The organism is Hydrotalea flava, assembly GCF_001623405.1.
Taxonomy (GTDB): Bacteria; Bacteroidota; Bacteroidia; order Chitinophagales; family Chitinophagaceae; genus Hydrotalea; species Hydrotalea flava.
Genome location: NZ_LUHG01000090.1, coordinates 51,638 through 74,658 on the forward strand (window position 1 = coordinate 51,638; position 23,021 = coordinate 74,658).

The following is a 23,021-nucleotide window of genomic DNA, read 5'->3' on the forward strand; positions in this document are numbered from 1 at the left end:
TTTATTATGGATTTGTACCCGGGTCATACAAATTTTGAACTTGCAGGATGTTGTCCATAACATGCTATTGAAATTATGCAGAAACTTACTACCAATAGAGAATTACGTCCATAGAAGATGTTATCCATAATTTTATTATTATGGTTTATTTAATTAATATGATAGTTTATTAAGTCCCAATATTGGGTTACAGGAGATCCGAAGTAGAACTCTTGATAGTACATTTTAACCATTCCAACTTTTGGTACGAACCACTGGGACTTATTAAAATGATAGTTTTCAGCAGCCCCATGTTCCTGAAGCAAAAAGGTATTATTAAACGTTCCAATGGTTGTTTTTAATGGGTAATTATTTACTACTGTAAGGGTATCACTTTTATATGGTATGCTCCATCGTGCTCCAACAGCTAAAGGAAAGCGGTAAACATTAGCAATATACATCTTGGTTCTATCGTAAAAAATGGCTGAATCTTTATCACTGTAAACATAGTTGGTATCAACAGAAGCAGGATTGGTAATAGTCCAAATGCTAACAGGTGTACCATTAGGCAAAGTACTTCGACCTACAATAGCAATATAGACACTGTAAGTTTTATTATTATTACTATCAGTAACTGCATATGTATAATTTGTCCCGACTGTATTGGGTAAATATGAATTCGTAGTGTCAATGGCGGTTTTTTTAGAACAGTTTGCTAATAATACTGGAAAAAAATACAGAGGAATATATAAATTTTTCATGACTTGCTTTTTAGTAATAAAATAAAACGAAAGTCGGATAGGTTAACAATAGTCTAATTTAGACTAATTTATAAAAATAAATAAAATATGTTGCCTCAAATTCAAAATTAAGTAAAAATTAATACTTTGATATGCAATGAAAAATATGCGCAGAACCCATTTTTTAGTTAAAAAAAACATCCCCGCACTATATTCATTGGCTTACAAAAGCACTGAAATAAAATTTATTAAAAGGCATTTTACAATAAACTCAACTTTTTAATACCCACAGTGAAAGACGACAACCTGAATCAACTGATTACTTACAATTAATCTCAATTTTATTTAAATCAAATATTATATGTATAATTGTATATATATATAAATATTTAAAACTTTGCCTGATAACTATATACAAAATAACGCAGTCATTCCTGCACAAAAAAACAGAGCAACCCGATGAAATTATTGCTGTGTTGAAAAATAATTTACAGCCAATTCATATCCTTTTAGGCCAAGCCCAATAATGCTGCCAACGGCTTTTGCACTTACATGCGATATTTTTCGGAAGTCTTCACGGGCATGAACATTGGAGATATGCACTTCTATTACGGGTGTTGTGATGGCCGCAATAGCATCGCCAATGGCAACGGAAGTATGTGTATAACCCCCGGGGTTCAAAACAATTCCATCATAATTAAAACCAAATTGTTGTAAAGCATTAATCAGCTCACCTTCTACATTGCTTTGAAAATAACTAAATTGTATTTCAGGAAATTGATTTTTCAGCTTATCAAAATAGTTTTCGAACGTTTCAAGCCCATATACATTGGGTTCTCGCTTACCGAGCAGATTTAAATTGGGGCCATTGATGATTGCTATTTTCATGTAAAACTGTTGTTTAGATAGTGCGGTGCAGTTTGAATAGCCCGCATGATCATTGTAATATTACTAAATAATACCCATGATTGTATCAGCAATGGGTACTCATCTAAATACTATTTTTTGAATGGTAAGCGTATTAGTTTTGATGCTGTTTGATTAATTGAATAAAATCATCGAACAAATACCTGGAATCATGGGGGCCGGGCGTAGATTCCGGATGATATTGCACACTAAATGCCGGCTTGCTTTTTAAGCGAATACCTTCAATACTTTCATCATTCAAATTAACATGCGTTACTTCCACATCGGCATGTGCTTTTACGGCAACAGGATCAACCCCGAAACCATGATTTTGTGTAGTAATTTCACATTGTCCCGTAATGATATTTTTTACCGGATGGTTTAACCCTCTGTGGCCATGGTGCATTTTAAAAGTGTCAATACCATTTGCTAAGGCCAATAATTGGTGCCCAAGGCATATTCCAAATACAGGCTTATTTTCTGCTAATATTTGCTGTACGGTTTCAACGGCATAAGGCATGGCAGCAGGATCACCGGGACCATTGGAAAGGAAGTAGCCATCGGGATTCATTGACCTTATTGTTTCAAAAGGGGTTTTAGCAGGAAAAACTTTTAAATAAGCACCACGTTGTACTAAGCTAACTAAGATATGTTGTTTAACCCCATAATCCAATACGGCAATTTTATATGCTGCATCCGGGCTACCCATTTCATATACGCTACTGGTACTTACGGTACTGGCTAATTCTAAACCATCCATATCAGGACAATCAGCCAACATTTTTTTCAAAGTATTTACATCCAAAATTTCAGATGAGATAATGCAATTCATAGTACCTTTTGTTCTAACATGTGCTACCAGAGCGCGGGTATCTACCCCTTCAATAGCAACAATATTATTTTCCAACAAATAGGCTTGCAAAGAGGTTTCTGCCATATAGCGGCTATATTGTTCTTCCAAATTACGACCAATTAATCCTTTTATTTTTACACTATTGCTTTCCGTATCGGCCTTTGATACACCATAATTACCAATATGTACATTATTCATAATTAATACTTGTCCGGCATAACTTGGATCGGTAAACACTTCCTGATAGCCGGTCATCCCGGTATTAAAACATATTTCACCGGTAGTAGTACCTATTTTTCCAAAAGCAAATCCTTGTAAATAGGTTCCATCTGCTAATAATAAAACGGCGGGTTGTTGTTCCTGATTCATATTGTACGGAAATTGTTGTGCAAATAAAATGGTTTTATACTAGGTGTGTGTAAAAAGTTTTCCTCAATGCAAAAAGTGCAACACATAAAAAAAGCAAGACCATTCAGTCTTGCTTGAGTGATATTTCTAACAGATTTCATTTATTCTGCTGCTTTTGTTTCAATTGAAGCAATATCAGTGGCTGTTGTCGGTTCTACCTGAACAGTTTCAGAAGTGGTTGCTACTTCTGTAGTTTCAGCAGATTTTTTTGGACGACCACGTCTTGTTCTCTTAGCAGGTTCAGCGGCTGTATTGGCTGTTTTACCATAAATTTCATTAAAATCTACTAATTCAATCATGGCAATTTCACCATTATCACCGGGTCTGATTCCTAATTTGATAATACGGGTATAACCTCCGGGTCTTGAAGCAATTTTTGGAGCCACAACCGTAAACAATTCTTTTACAGCTGCTTTATTTTGCAAATAGCTGAAAACTACTCTGTGCTGATGGCTTATTTGCTCTTTGGTTTCACCCTTCTTTGTTTTAGTTAATAAGGGTTCAACATAAGTACGCAAGGCTTTCGCTTTAGCTAAAGTAGTTACAATACGCTTGTGCGTAATTAAAGCACTGGCTAAGTTAGATAAAAGTGCTTCTCTGTGTGCCTTTTTACGGCCGAGGTTTTTAATTTTGTCTCCGTGACGCATGACTTTTTGTTTTAAAGCTTATACCGTGTCAGGAATTATAAGCTGTGAATAATAAGGTGCTTATATGCCACCTGATTGTTTTGATTAATTGTCTAAATTATCAAGACCTAACTTTTGTAAATCCATACCAAAATGTAAGCCTCTTTCGTGCAATACCTGTTCAATTTCAGATAAAGATTTCTGACCAAAGTTTCTAAACTTCATCAAATCTTCCTGCTCGTATTGAACCAGTTCGCTCAAAGAATTAATTTTAGCAGCTTTCAGGCAGTTGAAAGCACGTACGGAAAGATCTAAATCTTCCAGCGGTGTTTTCAGTACTTTGCGTAACTGTAAAATTTGCTCATCTACTACATCTTCTTTTTTATCTTCTTTATTATCGAATGTGATGTTTTCATCCGTAATAATCATCAGGTGTTGAATCAGAATGCGTGAAGCTTGTTTTACGGCTTCTTCCGGATGAATGGTACCATCGGTGGCCACTTCTAAAATCAGTTTTTCGAAATCGGTTCTTTGTTCTACACGATAATTTTCAATAGAATATTTTACATTCTTGATGGGTGTATGAATAGAATCGATAGCGATGTAGCCAAATGGCGTATCTTTTAACTTATTTTCTTCAGCAGGAACATAACCGCGGCCTTTGGCAATGGTTAATTCAATATCTAATTTAGCTGTAGGATCCATGGTACAAATAACCAGTTCGGGATTCATTACCTGAAAACTGGAAGTTGCAGCACCAATCATACCGGCATTAAATTCAGTTCCGCCTTTTACAGAAAGGGTAATTTTTTCGTTGGAAACATCCTGATCGGTAGTACGTTTAATTCTAACTTGTTTTAAGTTCAGGATAATTTCAGTAACATCTTCAGTAATACCTTTTATGGTAGCAAATTCATGGTCTACACCATCAATTTTAATACCAATAATAGCATAACCTTCTAAGCTACTTAATAATACACGACGTAAAGCGTTGCCAACAGTTAAACCATAACCTGGTTCAAGTGGGCGAAATTCAAATAAGCCTTCGAAGTCTGTTGCTTTTTGTAAAACAATTTTATCGGGCTTTTGAAAGTTTAATATGGCCATATTAAAACTTGGTTTTTATTTTTCATCAACCCCAATACGAGGCTGAATAATAATTTGGTTTGCTTTAATTAACTGAAAAAGGGAACAAATTATTTAGAATACAATTCTACAATCAGTTGTTCTTTGATGTTTTCAGGTACTGCCTCCCTTTCAGGGTAGGTAATAAATGTACCTTTCTTTTCAGTTTCATTCCAATCTAACCAGTTGATTTTTGCATTTTTACCACGTACCTTGCTGGTAATGGAAGAATTGTGCAGGCTCTTTGCTTTATAAGCAATAATATCGCCGGGTTTGCATGAATAAGAAGGAATGTTCATGGTTTCACCATTTACGGTAATGTGTTTGTGTGTAACCAATTGACGTGCTTCAGGACGAGAGGCTGCCAATCCTAAACGAAATACAGTATTGTCTAAACGAGCTTCCAGCAATTTAATTAAGTTTTCACCTTTTACACCTTTCATACGAGAGGCTTCATCAAAGGTTTTACGGAACTGACGTTCTAATAAACCATAGGTATATTTTGCTTTTTGTTTTTCTTTCAACTGTAAAGCATATTCACCTAAAGTTTTACGCTTTTTTGAAGCGCCATGCTGCCCCGGAGGGTTGCTGTTTTTGTCTAAATATTTGGCATTCCCTAAAATAGGTTCTCCAAATTTTCTGCAGATTTTGGTCTTTGGACCGGTGTACCTTGCCATAGTAAATTAAAATTGTGATTTTTTAGTGTCGAACAGTTATCATTAAAAATCTAAAATCAATACCTGTTCCTTTATTGTGATTAAAATAAACGAACCTTAAACCCTGCGTTTTTTGGGAGGGCGGCAACCATTGTGTGGTAAAGGGGTAATATCTTTGATAGATGTTACTTCAATGCCATTTTGTGCAATGGAACGAATAGCGCCTTCTCTACCTGCACCGGGACCTTTTACAAACACATCTACTCTTTTCAAACCTGCATCTGAAGCTACTTTAGCAGCATCGGCGGCAGCCATTTGAGCAGCATAAGGTGTATTCTTTTTAGAACCACGGAAACCCATTTTACCGGCAGATGACCAGCTGATTACCTGACCTTGTTTGTTGGTAAATGAAATGATGATGTTGTTGAAGGTAGCGCTGATATGCACATCGCCGGCAGCATCTACTTTTACAATTCTTTTTTTAGCAGCAGCTTTTGCGCTGTTTTGTGCTTTTGAAGTTTTTGCCATAATTGTTTTGAGGTAATCGGTTTAAAAAATTGATTTCGAACATCGAAACCCGGATACAACTCTCCTCCTGTCCGGCAGGGATCCAATGTTGTTCCGAATATAAAAAAATGAAATACCCCTTGTAGAAGGGATATTTCATCAAATTATTTCTTAACTGCTTTCTTCTTACCGGCAACAGTTTTACGTTTTCCTTTACGAGTACGGCTGTTGGTTTTGGTACGTTGTCCGCGAACGGGCAGCCCTTTACGATGACGTAAGCCTCTGTAGCAGGCAATATCCAATAAACGCTTAATACTCATTTGAACTTCACTGCGCAACTGGCCTTCTACCTTAAATTCGTTGGTAATGGTATTTCTGATGGCAGTCAGCTCATCATCATTCCATTCATTTACTTTTTTATTGTAGTCAATACCACATTTATCAAGTATATAACGTGCAGTAGAGGGGCCTATTCCATAAATATAGGTTAAGCCAATTTCGCCTCTTTTGTTCTTAGGTAAGTCAATACCGGCAATACGAGCCATATCTGAATTTTAGTTTTTATTCGTTTTCAAATTATCCCTGACGTTGTTTGTAACGAGGATTCTTTTTGTTAATTACGTACAGCTTTCCTTTGCGTTTCACAATTTTGCAATCGGCGCTGCGTTTTTTAATTGAAGCTCTTACTTTCATAAAAAGGTGTTTTGCTATTCGCTTATTTAAATCTAACGCTCTTATTTATATCGGAATATAATTCTTCCCCTGCTTAAATCGTATGGGCTCATTTCCACTCCCACTTTATCGCCCGGCAAAATCCGAATGTAGTGCATCCGCATTTTCCCTGAAATAGTTGCCAAAATTTCATGGCCATTTTCCAATCTTACTCTGAACATTGCATTACTCAATGCTTCGAGAATGATTCCATCTTGTTTAATCAGCGGTTGTTTCGACATACAATTTTTGGGGCTGCAAAGATATACTTATACAACCGAAATATGAAAATTTTGATAAAAAAATTATTGATTTTCTATGTTTTTTGCAGGAATTACCCTTTCAAAAGGGCAAAACTAAGGGTTTTACAGAAATTTTCCGGTATAACTTTGGGCCACATGCTTCAATTCTTTTGGATGGCCGGCATATACCAGATACCCCCCTGCATCGCCTGCCTCCGGCCCTAAGTCAATTACCCAGTCGGCCGAATGGATGATATCGGTATTATGTTCAATCACTATCAACGAATGCCCCTGCTGAATTAATGCCTGGAAAGATTGCAACAATTTTTTGATATCATGAAAATGTAAGCCCGTTGTGGGTTCATCAAATATGAATAAAATATGACCATACCCCTTTCCCTTCCCTAAAAAGCTGGCCAATTTTACACGTTGCGCTTCTCCGCCCGACAATGTACTGGATGACTGGCCTAATTTAATATAGCCTAACCCTACCTGTTGTAAAGGCAACAATGACTGGTAAATATTTTTTTCTTCTTTAAAAAATTCAACAGCTTCATCTACACTCATTTCCAGTACATCATAAACTGATTTTTCTTTATAATGCACTTCCAGCACTTCTTCCTTAAATTTTTTACCACCACAAACCTCACAAGGCAAATGAATATCGGCCAAAAACTGCATTTCTACCAATTGTTCGCCTTCTCCTTTACAAGCATCACATCGCCCGCCATCTACATTAAAAGAAAAATGTTTGGGCTGAAAACCACGTATTTTAGACAAAGGCTGCCGGGAAAACAAATCCCGAATTCCATCATAAGCTTTGATGTAAGTGATGGGATTACTGCGAGATGACTTTCCGATTGGGTTTTGATCAATCATTTCAATATGATCAATGGCCGCTACATCACCGGTAATGGCTTTGTGTACACCTGTTTTTTCTGCAGGCTGCCCTTTTAGTTTTTGCAGTGCCGGATACAGAATTTGTTTTACCAAAGTGGTTTTTCCACTGCCACTTACACCACTCACTACACAAAGCACCTCCAAAGGAAAATCGATGGTAATGTTTTTTAAATTGTTTTGTCTGGCACCATCTACCCGTATAAATTTTTTGGGGATTCGTAATTTTTCAGGTGGATCTATCCGCAGTTCGCCTTTTAAATATTTTCCGGTTAAACTTTTTTTATTTTCAATAATCGCATGGTAATTACCCGCTGCAATAACTTCCCCACCCAAATGAGCTGCAAATGGCCCCATATCAATAATATAATCTGCTTCCCGCATCATTAAAGCATCGTGCTCTACCACAACCACCGTATTGCCCAGATTACGCAGGTTTTTCAATACCTTTATTAATTTTTCGGTATCACGGGAATGTAGCCCAATAGAGGGTTCATCTAAAATATACAATGAATTGGTTAAGTTACTACCCAGGCTTCTGGCCAATTGTATCCGCTGACTTTCACCACCACTCAGGGTATTGGCTAATCGGTTTAAACTTAAATAACCTAATCCAACATCCATCATGGTTTGCAGGCGTTGTACAATTTCCTGCAATACCCTTTTGGCTACCTGCTGCTGAAATGGACTGAGTTGTATTTCCTGAAACCATTGCTGCAAATCTTTTATTGGCATGGCACATAACTCACCAATATGTTTGTCATTTACTTTCACATACAAGGCTTCTTTTCTTAACCGATAACCATGGCAATCGGGACAAGTAGTGCGGCCTCTGTAACGGCTTAACAACACCCTGTATTGAATTTTATATAAATTATCTTCCACTTCTTTAAAAAATGAATGAATGCCCAGTGCTTTTCCGGTTCCATTCCAAAGCTGTTCATATTGTTCTGTTGTTAAATCGGCAATAGGTTTATGAATAGGAAAACCTTTGGCATGTTGAATAAACTGGTCTTTCCACCAACTGAGTTTCTCACCTTTCCAGGCAGCTACAGCCCCTTCGTAAATACTGAGACTTTTATCGGGGATTACCAAATCTTCATCAATACCTAATACCTGACTAAAACCTTCGCAGGTGGGGCATGCTCCATAAGGATTATTGAAAGAAAACAGGTTGGGTACCGGTTCTTCAAACACAATACCATCTAATTCAAATTTATTACTGAAATGCATTAGCGTTACCTCATTTACTTCTACAAACATTTCTCCTTCCCCTTCATAAAATGCTGTAAGTATGGAATCCGATAAACGATGAATATCTTCTTCTTCAAATGATTTTACAATCATTCTATCTACCAGCACAAAAGCTGCTGCACTGTTTTTAAAAAGTGAATGCGCTATGCCTGCATCTTCTTCCAGCAGATCTTCAATATTATACAATGCCGGCCCTTTTTGAGCATTGGATGTACCCGAAAAATAAATACGCGAAAAACCCTTTTGCAATAAAATATTCAGCTCTTCTATAACGGAGCGGGATACATGCTGTTTGAATTGAAATAACAAATAACATTTACTTCCGGTTTTTAATTGTTGAATGGCAGTTAATACATCTGCCACATCATCTTTTTTAACCGCTCTACCGCTAATGGGAGAAATGGTTACCCCCACTCTTGCAAACAGCAACCGCAAATAATCATAAATTTCTGTCATACTGCCCACAGTACTTCTGGGCGTACGGGTAATTACTTTTTGCTCAATGGCAATTGCAGGACAAAGGCCTTTTATATAATCCACATCAGGTTTAACCATACGCGACATAAACTGCCGGGCATAAGCACTTAAACTTTCTGCATAACGGCGCTGGCCTTCTGCAAATAAAGTATCAATTGTTAAAGACGATTTTCCACTCCCGCTTACACCTGTAACTACAATGAATTGGTTACGCGGAAATGCAACCGTTACATTTTTAAGATTATGCACCCGTGCACCTTTTACCAAAATAGCATCATTACTTTCAGTTATCTTGGGCAATAAGTTTATTTTCTTTTTTTCTTTGGTAGCCATATCTACAACAAATAAACACATTTCCTGCGGTTATGTTGCAATCGGGTTTTTAAAATGTGAATATTGTTAAACACATATAAATAGTTGTCAACATTAACCCATATAATTTGCAGGGAGAAATATGTTATTTAATTTCAAGCTATTAACCGGCATCCAGAGGTAAAGGCCTTACCATATATGCATACAGAAATAATGCGGTAAACAGAAAAAAGATTGTCGCACTGAAAACTGTATCCATTAAAAAATTTTGTTACTATTTAAAAAATGATTCGGCATATTCACCCAAAACAATGAATGGTCATTTTCTAAATGTACAAGCACAACAAACAGATACTTATGAAATCACTACAACAATTACTTGACAACGATTTAATACTTTCCTTTCAGGAAGGAAATCAGGCTGCCTTAGAAACGTTGGTAAACAGGCATAAGGAAAAAATTTTTACCTCTATTTTATTTATGGTAAAAGATAAATACTTAGCAGAAGATTTGTTTCAGGATGTATTTATTAAAATTATTGATACCCTACGAAGTAACAGGTACAATGAAGAAGGAAAGTTTATTCAATGGGCTTTGCGTATAGCGCATAACCTATGTGTAGATTATTTTAGAAAAGTGAAACGCGGCTCCATAATTAGCAGTGATGATAAAGATGTTTTTGATATGCTGAACCTTACCAATGAGAGTGCAGATACATCAATGATACAATCACAAACGCGCCAAAAACTACATGACATGTTGAGTCATTTGCCGGAAGAACAAAGAGAAGTGATTGTTTTAAGGCATTTTGCCGACATGAGTTTTAAAGAAATAGCCCAAATTACCAATACCAGTATCAATACTTCATTGGGCCGTATGCGTTATGGCTTAATTAATTTGCGGAAAATGATGGTAGAATACCAAATTGTTTTTTAAACGAAGTGATTAGATCATAAAACGAAAGCAGCTTCTATTTTTGTTCCGCATCGAACTTTTGTTTTACTGCGTCTAAATGTTGGATGAATTTGCTTACATCCGGATTATATCCATACTTCACCTCACTCAAGGGCTGGCCGTTTAAATCGAGAAACATGTAAAGCGGCTGTGCATTCAATCCAAACTTGGTCACTTCATAATTCAAATTCTTTTCTCCAACTGTTGTTAATTTATCGCCATTAGGCAACGTTATTTGTTCAGCAGCAGGGAGTTCGGTACTCTCATCCACATACAAACTCACCAGCACAAAATTGTTTTTAATTCTGCTTAACACATCCGGATTTCTCCATACCTGTTCTTCCATTTTACGGCAATTGGGGCAGGAATGGCCAGTAAAATCAAGCATTATCGGTTTCTTTACAATTTTAGCTGCAGCCATGCCTTCTTCCAAATCAAAATAAGCGGTTAACCCAAATGGCACTTCTAACCTATCGGTATATTTTTTTGGAGGAAGTGGTTGTGCACCATTATTTGTGGCAGAAGAAAAATGCCCATTCTTCAAGTCGTCAATTTTATAATTTAAATTTTCTAAATTAAAATCCTGAGTGGTTGCGGGAGGTATAAATCCACTAAGTGGTTGCAGCGGTGCACCCCACAAACCCGGTATCAGATATAAGGCAAATGAAAAAGTAATAATGGCAAAAAACAAACGGGGTACCGTTAAGTAAGGCAAATCACTATCGTGTGAAAATTTTAACTTTCCCAGCAAATACATGCCCATTAAGCTAAATACCACAATCCATAATACCAGAAACACATCACGATTTAATAAATGCCAGTGATAAATTAAATCAACATTCGATAGAAACTTCAAAGCCAAAGCCAATTCTATAAAGCCAAAAATAACTTTTACCGAATTTAACCAACCGCCACTTTTGGGTAAGGCAGAGAGCATGGAAGGGAAAAAAGCAAATAATGAGAAAGGTAATGCTAGGCCTACCCCAAAACCCAGCATTCCAATTACGGGTGCAATGCTAACACCTTTTGCACTGGTTTGTCCCAATAATGTTCCAACAATGGGTCCAGTGCAAGAGAAAGAAACAATAACAAGTGTTAATGCCATGAAGAAAATACCGGATAACCCGCCTTTTCCTGCTTTTTGGTCGGCTTTATTGGCCCAACTACTGGGCAAATTCAGTTCAAAAGCACCGAAAAAAGAAATGGCAAAAACAATAAATATGGTAAAAAATAAAATATTGGTAATTGCTGAAGTAGAAATGGTGTATAATACTGTATCACCAAAAATTAAAGTAAGCAACAAAGTGGGTATGGTATAAATGGCAATAATTGAAATGGAATACCACACTGCATTGCGAATTCCTTCCGTTCTGGTTTTACTTCTTTTTAAGAAGAAACTAACGGTAACAGGAATTAATGGAAAAACGCAGGGTGTAATGATGGCCAATAATCCGGCACCAAACGTAAGCAAAAAAACAGACCATAAAGATTGATCAGCTACTGCTGTATTGCCGCTACTACTTGCTGCACTTAAAACAGATGGCATCTGTACCAAAAACTTTTCTTCATTGCTGGGGTAATTCTCTCCCTTTTTGCCCAGCCATACAAACGTTCCTTTAATAGTTGTGCTGTCTTTGGTTAAATGTAGCGGATATTCAAAAGTTACACTATCGGGATAAAGGGTCAATGTATTTCCGCCATTATCTTTTTCAGTAATGCTCCTGCCTATTACTTTTACCCTATGTAAATCAACCATTGTGTTACTGTCGGCAACATGTAATTGCGCCGTAAATGGATTATCGGCAGCCCACTGTTCAGCAGCAAAAAAAGCCGTACTATCTGAACTTTTTAATTGTATTTTTAAAACACCCGAAGTATCTGTTAACCTTTCTGCCCGGAAAGAAAATTTTACCGGATGTTGTGGCTGTGCTTGAAGTAGTATGGAAAAACTAAACAGCAACAGTAAGAATGTAAACAAAAACTTCATGAATGGTTGATTTAGGTGTAGCCTATAGACTAAAATTTATAATAATCCTTACAATTCGAGTACATTAATTTGGCAAATGATGCCCTTATTCAACACTTTAATGTATAAATGGATATTTTCTAAAAAGTAAATGCTTTTTAAAATTACAATTTAATATCAAATGCTTTTTTGGTAGGAGGCAAACATTGCTGATCATCACAAACCATATATTCAACAGTGCCGGAAATATTGGTTTTAACATTGCCTCTCAATTTCATCATTTGTTTAAAAACTACCTGGCCGGAATAATACAGCACTTCGGTTTTAAAATTATTATCATATACTTTTTGCAATTTGCCTACTTCTATGGTTTTACCTTCAACAGTAACCAAAGGATTTTTTTTAAATGTAAAACTGGTAGGCACCGGCCCGCCTGCTCCCGTATTTTGCGAATAGATGTGCCAAGGTTTTTCAACAGTAGCAGTAATTACAATTTCATAAGTATCTGCACCTTTTTTTACTGCTTCATATTTCCATCTCACCGGATCTTTAATTTGTGCCTGTGATGCAGAAAAAAACATTCCCAATATTAAAATACCCAATAATTTTTTCATGTTGATTTTATTTTTGATTCATTTATTACAATTTACAAGATGTAAAAGTTCTGTAAACCGTTGCCTTCAATTTTAAGAAGCCAACCCTAATAATGCAAATATTTTTTTGCCATCGGTATTCCCCAATAATGGTGAACTGGCCCGTTCCGGATGTGGCATCATACCATATACGTTTCCATTGGCATTTCGGATGCCGGCAATATTATACAGCGCACCATTCGGATTGGCATTGGCCACAATATTTCCTTCTGCATCGCAATAACGAAACAGAATTTGATTGTTTTTTTGAAGATTTTCTATCACTTCTTCTGATGCATAATACCTTCCATCGCCATGTGCAATCGGAATGGTAAAAACTTCTGCACCATTGGTAATAGTAACATTTTTGCAAATATATTGCTGATGAATATTTTGTAATAATACCCCTGGCAAAAGGCCACTTTCGCATAAAATTTGGAACCCATTACATACGCCCAATACTTTTCCTCCTTTATTGGCAAATTGTATCACACTTTCCATCATCGGACTAAAACGGGCAATGGCACCGCAACGCAGGTAATCACCATATGAAAAACCTCCGGGTAAAACAATACAATCATCGGTAGTAAACATACTCAGGTCTTTATCTTTGTGCCAGAGCATCACCACTTCCTTATTCAAATCTTGTTGCAATGCATCTTGCATGTCTCTATCGCAATTAGACCCGGGAAAAACAACAACGCCAAATTTCATACAATGGTTTTAATGAATTTCAATAGAAAAGCTTATTTAGGTTCAATGCAAAAAATTATTAAGCACTCTATCCATTACTTTTCAGTCAGTGCAAATTTACAATTGCCTGCGCTAAGATGCCGCTAAATTTTAGCTAATAACCAATTATTGTGAAAAATCAACAGTAAAGTCAGCCAAAAAAAAATATTTGGCAACAATGTTTTTTTGGAATATAAAAAATAATTGGCAAAAAATGCAGATAAAGGTATTATCCATACAAAAGCTGCCGTTCGACCAGCATAGGCAAAAATAAATGGTCCAAAAAGGCTAACCAATAGCAATACCAACACAATCAGCCAGTTTTTTCTGATTTGAATCACCATTCTGTTTACATGCAGTTGCCAAAAATAAAAAGAAAGAATGAATAACAGCAACACATAACCAATGGTAATACTTAACCAGTGTGCAGGGAATGCCAATGGCCAGGCTAATTGAAAATGGGGTAAAATGCCATAGATATTATTGGTTTGATTGGTAATAAACAGAAAAGCAGCCACCACATAATAGGGAAATATGGCTCCAATTAACAAAACCAACCATTCAGCTGCCCGGAAAGGCCTTACAACTGCCAACGCAAAAAATATCACCAATAATAAAGTAATGGTGGGATGATAAGATAAGATGGTGCAACCCGAAATAAGCCCGATATTAAACAATAGGGTTTTAGGGGCAGGGTTATTGTATAAACGTATTAATTTAATGAATATCCAAACAATCAGCGTATTGGCCAGTAATGCCGCATTAATTTGGCTCCAACCGGGTAAAAAACCCGAAAGCAGTATATAGGCCATGCCGCTGGTATAACCCGGCTGCTGAAACATGTGTGCATTGTTCAAAGCAAAGTTGAAGCGAATGGCCTGCATTAATACTAATGCAGCATAAACCAGGAACAGCAAATACCCCGGTAAAGGTTGTATGTATTGCTGAATGAATACCTCAAAAAAACCGCTATGGGTGGGTGTGGTAATGATGGGAGCCTGCACAAAAAAATGTGAATGCACTACTAAAAACAGCAGCGCCAAAAAAATGATGCCACTATATGATTTGTTCCTGAATAAATTTACCACGCTGCCATTTTTATATTACAAAACAACTTTGGCAAAAGTAATATAACCGCGGTATTGACAAGGAATTATCATTTGCCTCAACCCGGTTTGTTTACCCTGCCTTGGCATAAACTGGTAACCTCTGTCTAAATTTTTGAATAATGGGTTTCTTATAATTTGCCCATCGGGTGTAATACTTTGGTCGGTTAACAGCGATTGGCGCCTTTCAACAGTATTAAATAAAAAGTGTAATTGATCGCCGGAGTTTAATAATCCATATCCTATAAAAGCATCAGAGTTATCATCGTATTGTGATTTGTGAATTACATTACTCCATTCTAAAGAATCACCAGGGTTGAAAGAAAGAATCATGATATTATCGGCGTAAAACCGGTTCACACTGTTCATTGGGCCACCAAAAGACCAGGGATAAAAATAAGCACCCATCATACCCATTCCATAGCCGTAACCATAATAATAATCATAAGGATTAAAGAAAGGTGAGCCATACATATAATCCCATCTATTATAGGGGTTACCTCTTGAAGTAGAGTAAGCTGATTCTGCCGTAAGCAGATATCCTCCATCTTTTCGCATAATAATATTATGAATGTAATAGTTATTGAAAGCATTGCGCATATTGTTTTCGCCCCTGGCATCATTTCGTAACTCATCCGGAAATGTTAGAATGCCGGCATGTAATTGCGCCTGCTGGGTTTCATCCCAAATATAATTGTACAATCCTTCTACGCTTCCTCTTCTTTGTTTGGCAAAAAAACCGGTAACCAAGCAATGTTGGTTTTCATTATCAAATTTCACATGCAAATCATCCAAAAACAAACCTTTCACATTTAATGGAGTAGCCACTACTGTATTCTCCATAGCGGGTTTAAAGTAAAAATCCATTCCAATAATATTATCATTTTGCGAGGTTCCCCAGGCACGCAAAAAAGCCAGATTGCCCTGATTATCTACTTCAAATGCAGTGAGATAATCATTTTTTTCGGGCATGGCAATATTTACTGTACTTCTGTGGAGTAAACTTAAATCAGCATTGAACAACAGTGTGGTAACTACATACTGTTTATCACTTTTGGTGTTAATTTTAAAAAAAGTAATGCGTTGTTTATTCTCACTATAGGCAGATGAATAAATTTTATTACTGGCATTGAATGCCAATACGGTAGTGTCTAATTCCAGGGGGTTGCCAATTTGTTTACCCATCGCATCTATTTTTTGTGCCATGCAATACACAATGTTTTTCTTTTGATATTGGTAAAACATGTAACAGTAATCAGGATAAGCAATAAAATCGGCATTGAATAATTTATCCGGCAGCCCTTCAATTTTATTTTTGGTAACCAGCTTCATATCATCTCCATATACGCTAATGGTGTGAATATTTCTATAATTTTTGTATATGAGAAAATTACCCTTCAGTTTTCCCAAAATTTCATAGTTCATATTTCGTACATCTTCTCTGTCGGGTGCAGAATAAGTAATATCCTGTGCCATCACATACAGGGAAAATACAAGCAACAGACACAAGAAAGCCATTTTTTTCGTATACATATATAATTTTTTTTGGTATCAATCACTTCATTCAAAATAACTATTGCAGGGTATTACAAATATTCCCTTCAAATTTATACGAACATTGCAAACAAAATTAAGTGAACCTTGCAAAGAAATCATTAAAAAAGATTTTGCGTTTTCTGCTACAGATGCCTGCCGTCTATATTTTTTTACTATACATTTGTTAATATTTTTTTACGCAATTGTTTACTGTGAACAAAACCATTAGTAAAGTTACACCGGCCAGTTTGTTAATTGCTTTGGGGATTATTTACGGAGATATTGGAACCTCACCGCTTTATGTGTTGAATTCTGTTATCAGAGACCGGCCTGTCAATGATCTTTTAATTATTGGAAGTTTATCCTGCATTATCTGGACACTCACGCTTCAAACCACCATTAAATATGTTATTTTAACCTTACAGGCCGATAACAAGGGCGAGGGTGGCATTTTCAGCCTATATGCATTGGTACGCAGAAGAAAAAAATGGCTGGTTTACCCTGCCATGCTTGGTGGTGCCGCTTTATTGGCCGATGGTATTATTACTCCTCCTATCTCTATTACCTCTGCCATTGAGGGTTTACGACAATTACCGGGTTTAAACATTGTAGAAGGCGATCCCATTATTGTATACATTGTTATTGGCATATTAACGCTTTTGTTTTTTGTACAACAATTCGGCACCAATTTTATAGGCCGCTTTTTTGGCCCTATTATGTTTATTTGGTTTAGTATGCTTGCCATTCTAGGCGCCTCACATTTGTTAGATGATATTGCCATTTTCAGAGCTTTTAGCCCACATTATGCCATTGAGCTGCTAACGCAATATCCCAAAGGTTTTTGGATACTGGGTGCTATTTTTCTCTGTACCACAGGGGCTGAAGCATTGTACAGTGATCTTGGACATTGCGGCAAACAGAACATTCATATTTCCTGGATTTTTGTAAAATCCTGCCTCATCGTAAATTATTTGGGTCAGGGTGCCTGGTTATTGGCACAACACAACCATGGCATTATTACATCTGAAATGATTGATGGCGGATTCAATCCATTTTATGGTGTAATGCCGCAATGGTTTAAGTTGGTTGGAATTATCATTGCCACAGTTGCCGCTATTATTGCCAGCCAGGCTTTAATTTCAGGCTCTTTTACCTTAATTAGTGAGGCACTGCGTTTGAACTTATGGCCTAAAATGAAAATCAATTATCCCTCAGAAGAAAAAGGGCAATTGTATATTCCCGGCGTTAACCTGCTTTTATTTATTGGTTGTACGGGCATTGTGCTTATTTTTCAAAAATCATCTAATATGGAGGCGGCCTATGGGTTGGCTATTACCATGTGTATGATCAGTACTTCCATTTTATTTGCCAATTATTTGGTAAGCCACAGGGTTTTCCCGCTTTGGATATATTTATACTTGGCAGTGTACCTTACCATTGAAGTTTCTTTTCTAATTGCCAACTTAGAAAAATTCCCGCATGGTGGTTATGTTACTTTACTGGTAGGTGGTGGCTTATTCTCAGTAATGTATATTTGGTTTAGAAGCCGTAAAATTAAAAACCGCTATGTTGAATTTGTACGACTGCAACATTATATACCGCTATTGAAAGAATTAAGCCAGGATGACTCTATTCCAAAATATGCATCACATCTGGTATATATGACCAGCGCCAATAATCCCAAAGAAATAGAACATAAAATTATCTATTCCATCCTCAACAAAAAACCAAAAAGGGCCGATACTTACTGGTTAATACATGTGGATGTTTTGGATGATCCGTATACTTCTGAATACAGTGTAGATCACATTATGGCGGATGATATTATCAGGGTTGAGTTTCGCCTCGGCTTCAGGGTAGAGCAACGTATACACGTAATGTTTAAAAAAGTGGTACAGGATCTGGTTGCCAATAAAGAAGTAAATATTACCAGCCGATATGCCAGTTTAGAGAAGAATAATATTGCTGGTGATTTTCAGTTTATTGTATTGGAAAAATACCTGAGTTCAGATAATGAATTACCCTTTATGGAACGCATTATTATGAAACTATATTTTTGGCTGAAAGAAATTTCCCTGAGCGAAGAACGTGGATTTGGTTTAGATCCCGGCTTTGTTACAGTTGAAAAATTTCCGCTGATCGTTGCACCATATTCCAGCCTGAATTTAAAACGAGTACAATAAAATTAAGCAGTTTTTTACTAAACTAAATGGATGCTTATTCTTGTTTTATTGCACTTTAAATGCCACAAAATAATAATTATTGGCAGCAGCGATTAATTGCAGGTTACAGTAATAAGATTGAATAAAATCCTGATAGGCTTTAAATTCATGGGTAGGTACTACAAATTCATCAAAAAAAATAATATCTCCTTTTTTTAAATAAGGCGCCAGCGAAGTGAGCGCATATAAGGTGGCCGAAAACAAATCAGCATCCATCATCAACACATTTCTTCGGGTATTATCTAACTGCTGCACAAACCCAGGTATGGTTTGTTGAAATAATCCTTTTAGAAACAGGCCTCTTGTATCCCCACCAATATCTGGCAATGCCTGGTTACTGCTAAAAGCTCCTTTTTTAAATGGGCCCCAGTCTTCAGGTAACCCATCAAATGTATCAAAACCATAAAATGTACTTTGTGGATGCTTATTTTTCTGCAACCACCAGTTGAAGGATTCGCCCCAGGCCACACCAAATTCCAGATAATTGATGGCTTCCTGTTCAAGCCTTTCCTGTTCAATTACCCATTCATACATTTTTTTTCTGCGCTGATAGTCCCACTTGCAAGGGAAATCGTTATAAGCTATTGTTTTGTTTTGATACGCCCATTTTGAAAACAGGGTGAGATAATGCATATTGGCAAAAAAACCGCTCATCCAGCCAAAAACCCTATGCAACCGCAACCAGATAAATAATAATTTGGTATACCGAATTAAAAATAGTTTCATTTTTTTATTGATTTTACCCACATATATCAGCCTTAACAATCATCACTGGTGGGGTGGTGCGTAACATGCATCATGGCAATTTCATGTTGTTTGTTCTAATCAGCGGCGCAATAATACGCTAAGTTGGTGGCAGTTTACTTAAATTGGCACCACTTTTGTTTTTTTATTTTGTTTTATTTTATCGGGAATGGCCAATTCTATTTGCTGTTTCAACACTTCCACCAGCCGGCGTTTTACATAATTCCGGTGGGTTACCATACTAACTTCCCGAACGGGTGCAGGACTTTTAAAATAACGGAGACAAGCTAGTTGTTTGCTGCTCATATCTAAAGTAGCCAGTTCAGGCAAAATGGTTACCCCATCGTATAAATCAACCATGCGGCGCAGGGTTTCTAAGCTACCCGCTTCATATTCAAAATGGCCACCTTCTGCAGCGGGTTTTCTCAGTTCACACAAATTTAATATTTGAGAACGGAAGCAATGGCCTTCTTCCAAAAGCCAAAGTTTGCCGGGATCAATATCTTTCGGCAACACATACGTTTTTTTAAAAACTTCATTATTTTTAGAAACATAGGCCAGCATTTCTTCATAAAACAAAGGTTCTTCTTTAATCCCTTTTTCATGCAGCGGTGTAACCAAAATACCCACATCAATACTGCCTTCTTTTAGTTTTTGTATAATCTGGTCGGTGGTAAATTCACTCACTTGCAATTTTACCGCTGCAAATTTTCTGGTAAACGCATGAATGAATAAGGGCAATAAATAAGGCGCCAGTGTGGGTATAATACCAATTTTCAATTCCCCATGAATAATGCCTTTTTTGGCATCCACCATTTCCAGCAACACATCCCGATCTGCAAGAATTTTGCGGGCCTGCTGAATAATATCCATACCATATTCCGTAGGTAATACCGGTTGCTTACTCCTGTCAAAAATTTTTACGCCCAGTTCTTCCTCTAATTTCTGTATCTGCATACTGAGTGTAGGTTGTGTTACAAAACAGGCTGCTGCTGCTGTTGAAAAGTGCCGGTGTGTATCTAAAGCCACAATATATTCTAACTGAACCAATGTCATTTTTCAATCAATTTTGTTGATGAAAATATACAATTAATTGTTTCATCCTATTAAAAAAGACAGACTTTTATACATTCGAATACTTATAGCCCATTAAAATCCCGTTCACACCGGTATTTCGGCTGCCAATACCGAATGAACAATACACTACAAGTCTGATTTTCATTGCTGTATATTTTCAATCCACAATCATCCCAATCTGTTTAACTTTATTGCAAAAACAATACAATGACTCCGGAAGAAAATTTACAAAGATTGAACCTTGTTTTACCTCCGCCACCCGATCCTATTGGTGTATACAAGCCCTTCTTAATTGACAACAATTATGTATATGTATCAGGCCATGGCCCTTTGATTAGCAAAGGCAAATTTATGACTGGAAGAATTGGTGAAGCCATTTCGGCGGATGAAGGAAAAGCTGCTGCCCGACAGGTTGGGCTGGCCATTCTGGCAACATTGCGTGCCAATTTGGGAACACTCAACAAAATTGAAAGAGTGATTAAAGTATTGGGAATGGTGAATACCACCACCAATTTTCACCAACACCCTTTCATTATTAACGGGTGCAGTGAATTGTTTGCTGAAATATGGGGTAACGATGCAGGCATTGGCGTAAGAAGTGCAGTAGGCATGGCAACCCTTCCGGATAATATACCTGTTGAAATTGAAGCGATGTTTAAACTGGCATAAGTTGCTTTCACAATAAAATTATTTCAGAATGGAATGGTATAGTATTCAAAATATTGATACGGTTGATTCGCCGGCTTTATTGGTGTATAAAGAAAAAATGCTGGCGAATATTCAGTCAGCATTAACAAGGGTGCACCACCAAACTGAACGAATCAGACCGCATGTAAAAACCAATAAAACACCCGAAGTATGTAAAGCGATGATGGAGGCCGGCATCACTCAATTTAAATGTGCTACCATTGCTGAAGCCGAAATGCTGGCACAATTAAATGCACCGGATATTTTGCTGGCATATCAACCCATTGGCCCTAAAATACAGAGATGGGTGGCATTGCAACAACAATACCCCCAATGTATTTTTGCCTGCTTAACCGACAATATTGTTACCGCAAAGGAAATTGCTGCAGCACATGCAAAAGCCAATATTTCTGCCCAATTATATATTGATGTAAACAATGGCATGAACAGAACCGGTACACCCGTTGCTACAGTTCCGGAATTATTGCTGCAATTATTGCAAGTGAATAACCTAACGGTAATGGGTTTACATGTGTATGATGGCCATATCAGAAAACAAAGTTTTGAAGAAAGAAAGCAGGAAAGTGATGCAGCATTTGCACCTGTTGCAGCCATGCAGCGGGCATTGCAGGAACAATATCAAATACCATTACCCATTGTTGCAGGCGGGTCTGCAACTTTTGCGGCACATGCACAAAGGAAGAATGTGGTATGCAGTCCGGGTACCTTTATATTTTGGGATGCCGGTTACCAACAACTGATGCCTGAAGAGCCTTTTCAATGGGCTGCCGTTTTAATAACAAGAGTCATCTCCATCATTGATTCACAGACCATTACCACCGATTTGGGTCATAAATCAGTAGCTGCTGAAAACCCTTTTCCAAGAGTGGTTTTTTTAAATGCCCCTGATGCCAGGCCTTTTGCACAAAGTGAAGAACATTTGGTTTTAAAAGTGGCAGATCCAACTGCCTACAAACCCGGACAGGTACTGTATGCCATACCCATACATATATGCCCTACCGTTGCTTTATACAATAGTTTGCAGGTAGTAGAAAATAATGCAGTAACCACTTCGTGGAAAGTAATAGCAAGAGACAGAGCCATTACCCTTTAATACTTTATAACAATTGCCATGATTTTAATAGATGCCCATCTTGATTTAAGTATGAATGCCATGGAATGGAATCGCGATCTGCGTATGCCGGTGCATCATATTCGAGCAACGGAAACAGGATTAACCGATAAACCCGACCGTGGTAAAGGTACTGTTTCATTACCGGCATTAAGGTCAGGTAATATTGGTTTGGTAGTGGCTACTTTAATTGGACGGGTTCAATTACCGGGCCAACCTTTACCCGGATGGGCATCGCCTGAACAAGCCTGGGCACAAATACAAGGCCAGTTAGCCTGGTATCAAGCAATGGAAGCCGCCGGTGAATTAACCATTATTCGTAATCAACAACAACTTCAGAAACACCTAACGGTATGGGTAACTGATACAATCCCCACCCAACAGAAAGCCATTGGCATTATCATCAGTTTAGAAGGTGCCGACGCATTAATTACGCCTGAACATGCGCTCCTATTGCAGCAACAGGGATTGTTAGCTATTGGCCCTGCCCATTATGGCCCCGGCAGATATGCCAATGGTACAGATGCTGCCGGACATTTG

General features: G+C 37.3%; 22 protein-coding genes and 1 pseudogene. 5 read left to right on the plus strand and 18 right to left on the minus strand.

Annotated elements, in window-relative coordinates; translation table 11 throughout:
• Positions 1 to 149: 149 nt before the first annotated feature.
• From A0F92_RS10655 to uvrA, 11 genes are all read right to left on the minus strand, one after another.
• Positions 150 to 740 (minus strand): hypothetical protein, encoded by a 591-nt coding sequence (locus A0F92_RS10655; protein ID WP_068245552.1) that lies wholly within the window; start codon positions 738 to 740, stop codon positions 150 to 152.
• 444 nt (positions 741 to 1,184) lie between these two features.
• A complete protein-coding gene (aroQ, locus tag A0F92_RS10660; RefSeq protein WP_068245554.1) occupies positions 1,185 to 1,607 on the minus strand; it encodes a type II 3-dehydroquinate dehydratase in 423 nt (140 codons plus the stop codon).
• A gap of 133 nt (positions 1,608 to 1,740) precedes the next feature.
• Complete coding sequence (gene carA, locus A0F92_RS10665) at positions 1,741 to 2,847, minus strand: glutamine-hydrolyzing carbamoyl-phosphate synthase small subunit (protein ID WP_068245556.1); 1,107 nt, start codon at positions 2,845 to 2,847, stop codon at positions 1,741 to 1,743.
• 140 nt (positions 2,848 to 2,987) lie between these two features.
• A complete protein-coding gene (gene rplQ / locus A0F92_RS10670; protein ID WP_068245557.1) occupies positions 2,988 to 3,533 on the minus strand; it encodes a 50S ribosomal protein L17 in 546 nt (181 codons plus the stop codon).
• An 84-nt stretch (positions 3,534 to 3,617) separates the two neighbouring features.
• Positions 3,618 to 4,619: a DNA-directed RNA polymerase subunit alpha gene (locus A0F92_RS10675; RefSeq protein WP_068245560.1), complete on the minus strand. Its 1,002-nt coding sequence runs from the start codon at positions 4,617 to 4,619 to the stop codon at positions 3,618 to 3,620.
• 89 nt (positions 4,620 to 4,708) lie between these two features.
• Positions 4,709 to 5,314: a 30S ribosomal protein S4 gene (rpsD, locus tag A0F92_RS10680; protein WP_068245567.1), complete on the minus strand. Its 606-nt coding sequence runs from the start codon at positions 5,312 to 5,314 to the stop codon at positions 4,709 to 4,711.
• A 96-nt stretch (positions 5,315 to 5,410) separates the two neighbouring features.
• Positions 5,411 to 5,821, minus strand: coding sequence for a 30S ribosomal protein S11 (gene rpsK / locus A0F92_RS10685; protein WP_068245569.1), 411 nt, complete (start codon positions 5,819 to 5,821; stop codon positions 5,411 to 5,413).
• A 143-nt stretch (positions 5,822 to 5,964) separates the two neighbouring features.
• Positions 5,965 to 6,345, minus strand: a complete 381-nt coding sequence (gene rpsM / locus A0F92_RS10690) for a 30S ribosomal protein S13 (RefSeq protein ID WP_068245576.1) — start codon at positions 6,343 to 6,345, stop codon at positions 5,965 to 5,967.
• Between the two features lie 31 nt (positions 6,346 to 6,376).
• A complete protein-coding gene (ykgO, locus tag A0F92_RS15640) occupies positions 6,377 to 6,493 on the minus strand; it encodes a type B 50S ribosomal protein L36 (RefSeq protein ID WP_026774906.1) in 117 nt (38 codons plus the stop codon).
• Between the two features lie 41 nt (positions 6,494 to 6,534).
• Positions 6,535 to 6,753, minus strand: coding sequence for a translation initiation factor IF-1 (infA, locus tag A0F92_RS10695; RefSeq protein WP_068245579.1), 219 nt, complete (start codon positions 6,751 to 6,753; stop codon positions 6,535 to 6,537).
• Between the two features lie 123 nt (positions 6,754 to 6,876).
• A complete protein-coding gene (gene uvrA / locus A0F92_RS10700) occupies positions 6,877 to 9,735 on the minus strand; it encodes an excinuclease ABC subunit UvrA (protein WP_253810370.1) in 2,859 nt (952 codons plus the stop codon).
• Between the two features lie 315 nt (positions 9,736 to 10,050).
• Here uvrA and A0F92_RS10705 point away from each other — a divergent pair, with 315 nt between their 5' ends.
• On the plus strand, positions 10,051 to 10,629 hold the full coding sequence (locus A0F92_RS10705; protein ID WP_068245582.1) for a sigma-70 family RNA polymerase sigma factor: 579 nt from the start codon (positions 10,051 to 10,053) through the stop codon (positions 10,627 to 10,629).
• Positions 10,630 to 10,663: 34 nt separating this feature from the next.
• Here the strand turns inward: A0F92_RS10705 and A0F92_RS10710 are convergent, their stop codons facing one another.
• The 5 genes from A0F92_RS10710 to A0F92_RS10730 form a co-directional block, all read right to left on the minus strand.
• Positions 10,664 to 12,634: a protein-disulfide reductase DsbD family protein gene (locus tag A0F92_RS10710; RefSeq protein ID WP_068245585.1), complete on the minus strand. Its 1,971-nt coding sequence runs from the start codon at positions 12,632 to 12,634 to the stop codon at positions 10,664 to 10,666.
• Between the two features lie 143 nt (positions 12,635 to 12,777).
• Positions 12,778 to 13,227: a protein-disulfide reductase DsbD domain-containing protein gene (locus A0F92_RS10715; RefSeq protein ID WP_068245587.1), complete on the minus strand. Its 450-nt coding sequence runs from the start codon at positions 13,225 to 13,227 to the stop codon at positions 12,778 to 12,780.
• A 72-nt stretch (positions 13,228 to 13,299) separates the two neighbouring features.
• Positions 13,300 to 13,959 (minus strand): phosphoribosylformylglycinamidine synthase subunit PurQ, encoded by a 660-nt coding sequence (gene purQ, locus A0F92_RS10720; RefSeq protein WP_068245589.1) that lies wholly within the window; start codon positions 13,957 to 13,959, stop codon positions 13,300 to 13,302.
• A gap of 122 nt (positions 13,960 to 14,081) precedes the next feature.
• A complete protein-coding gene (locus tag A0F92_RS10725; RefSeq protein ID WP_068245594.1) occupies positions 14,082 to 15,065 on the minus strand; it encodes a hypothetical protein in 984 nt (327 codons plus the stop codon).
• Positions 15,066 to 15,080: 15 nt separating this feature from the next.
• Positions 15,081 to 16,616 carry a hypothetical protein gene (locus tag A0F92_RS10730; protein ID WP_167517031.1) on the minus strand — a complete coding sequence of 512 codons (1,536 nt, stop codon included), beginning with the start codon at positions 16,614 to 16,616 and terminating at the stop codon, positions 15,081 to 15,083.
• A gap of 215 nt (positions 16,617 to 16,831) precedes the next feature.
• Between A0F92_RS10730 and A0F92_RS10740 the strand changes: the two genes are divergently transcribed.
• Positions 16,832 to 18,802, plus strand: a complete 1,971-nt coding sequence (locus A0F92_RS10740; protein ID WP_068245603.1) for a KUP/HAK/KT family potassium transporter — start codon at positions 16,832 to 16,834, stop codon at positions 18,800 to 18,802.
• A gap of 45 nt (positions 18,803 to 18,847) precedes the next feature.
• On the opposite strand, the gene A0F92_RS10745 is transcribed toward A0F92_RS10740, so the two are convergent.
• Both A0F92_RS10745 and A0F92_RS10750 read right to left on the minus strand, forming a co-directional pair.
• Positions 18,848 to 19,567, minus strand: a complete 720-nt coding sequence (locus A0F92_RS10745) for a class I SAM-dependent methyltransferase (protein ID WP_167517032.1) — start codon at positions 19,565 to 19,567, stop codon at positions 18,848 to 18,850.
• Positions 19,568 to 19,705: 138 nt separating this feature from the next.
• Positions 19,706 to 20,641, minus strand: a complete 936-nt coding sequence (locus A0F92_RS10750) for a hydrogen peroxide-inducible genes activator (protein WP_068245613.1) — start codon at positions 20,639 to 20,641, stop codon at positions 19,706 to 19,708.
• A gap of 228 nt (positions 20,642 to 20,869) precedes the next feature.
• On the opposite strand from A0F92_RS10750, the gene A0F92_RS10755 reads away from it, so the two are divergent.
• From A0F92_RS10755 to A0F92_RS10765, 3 genes and pseudogenes are all read left to right on the plus strand, one after another.
• Entirely contained in the window at positions 20,870 to 21,331 is a 462-nt protein-coding gene (locus tag A0F92_RS10755; RefSeq protein WP_068245616.1) for a RidA family protein, read from the plus strand.
• 28 nt (positions 21,332 to 21,359) lie between these two features.
• Positions 21,360 to 22,463, plus strand: a complete 1,104-nt coding sequence (locus A0F92_RS10760; protein ID WP_068245620.1) for a D-TA family PLP-dependent enzyme — start codon at positions 21,360 to 21,362, stop codon at positions 22,461 to 22,463.
• Positions 22,464 to 22,481: 18 nt separating this feature from the next.
• Positions 22,482 to 23,021, plus strand: a pseudogene (locus A0F92_RS10765) (membrane dipeptidase); the annotation flags it as partial.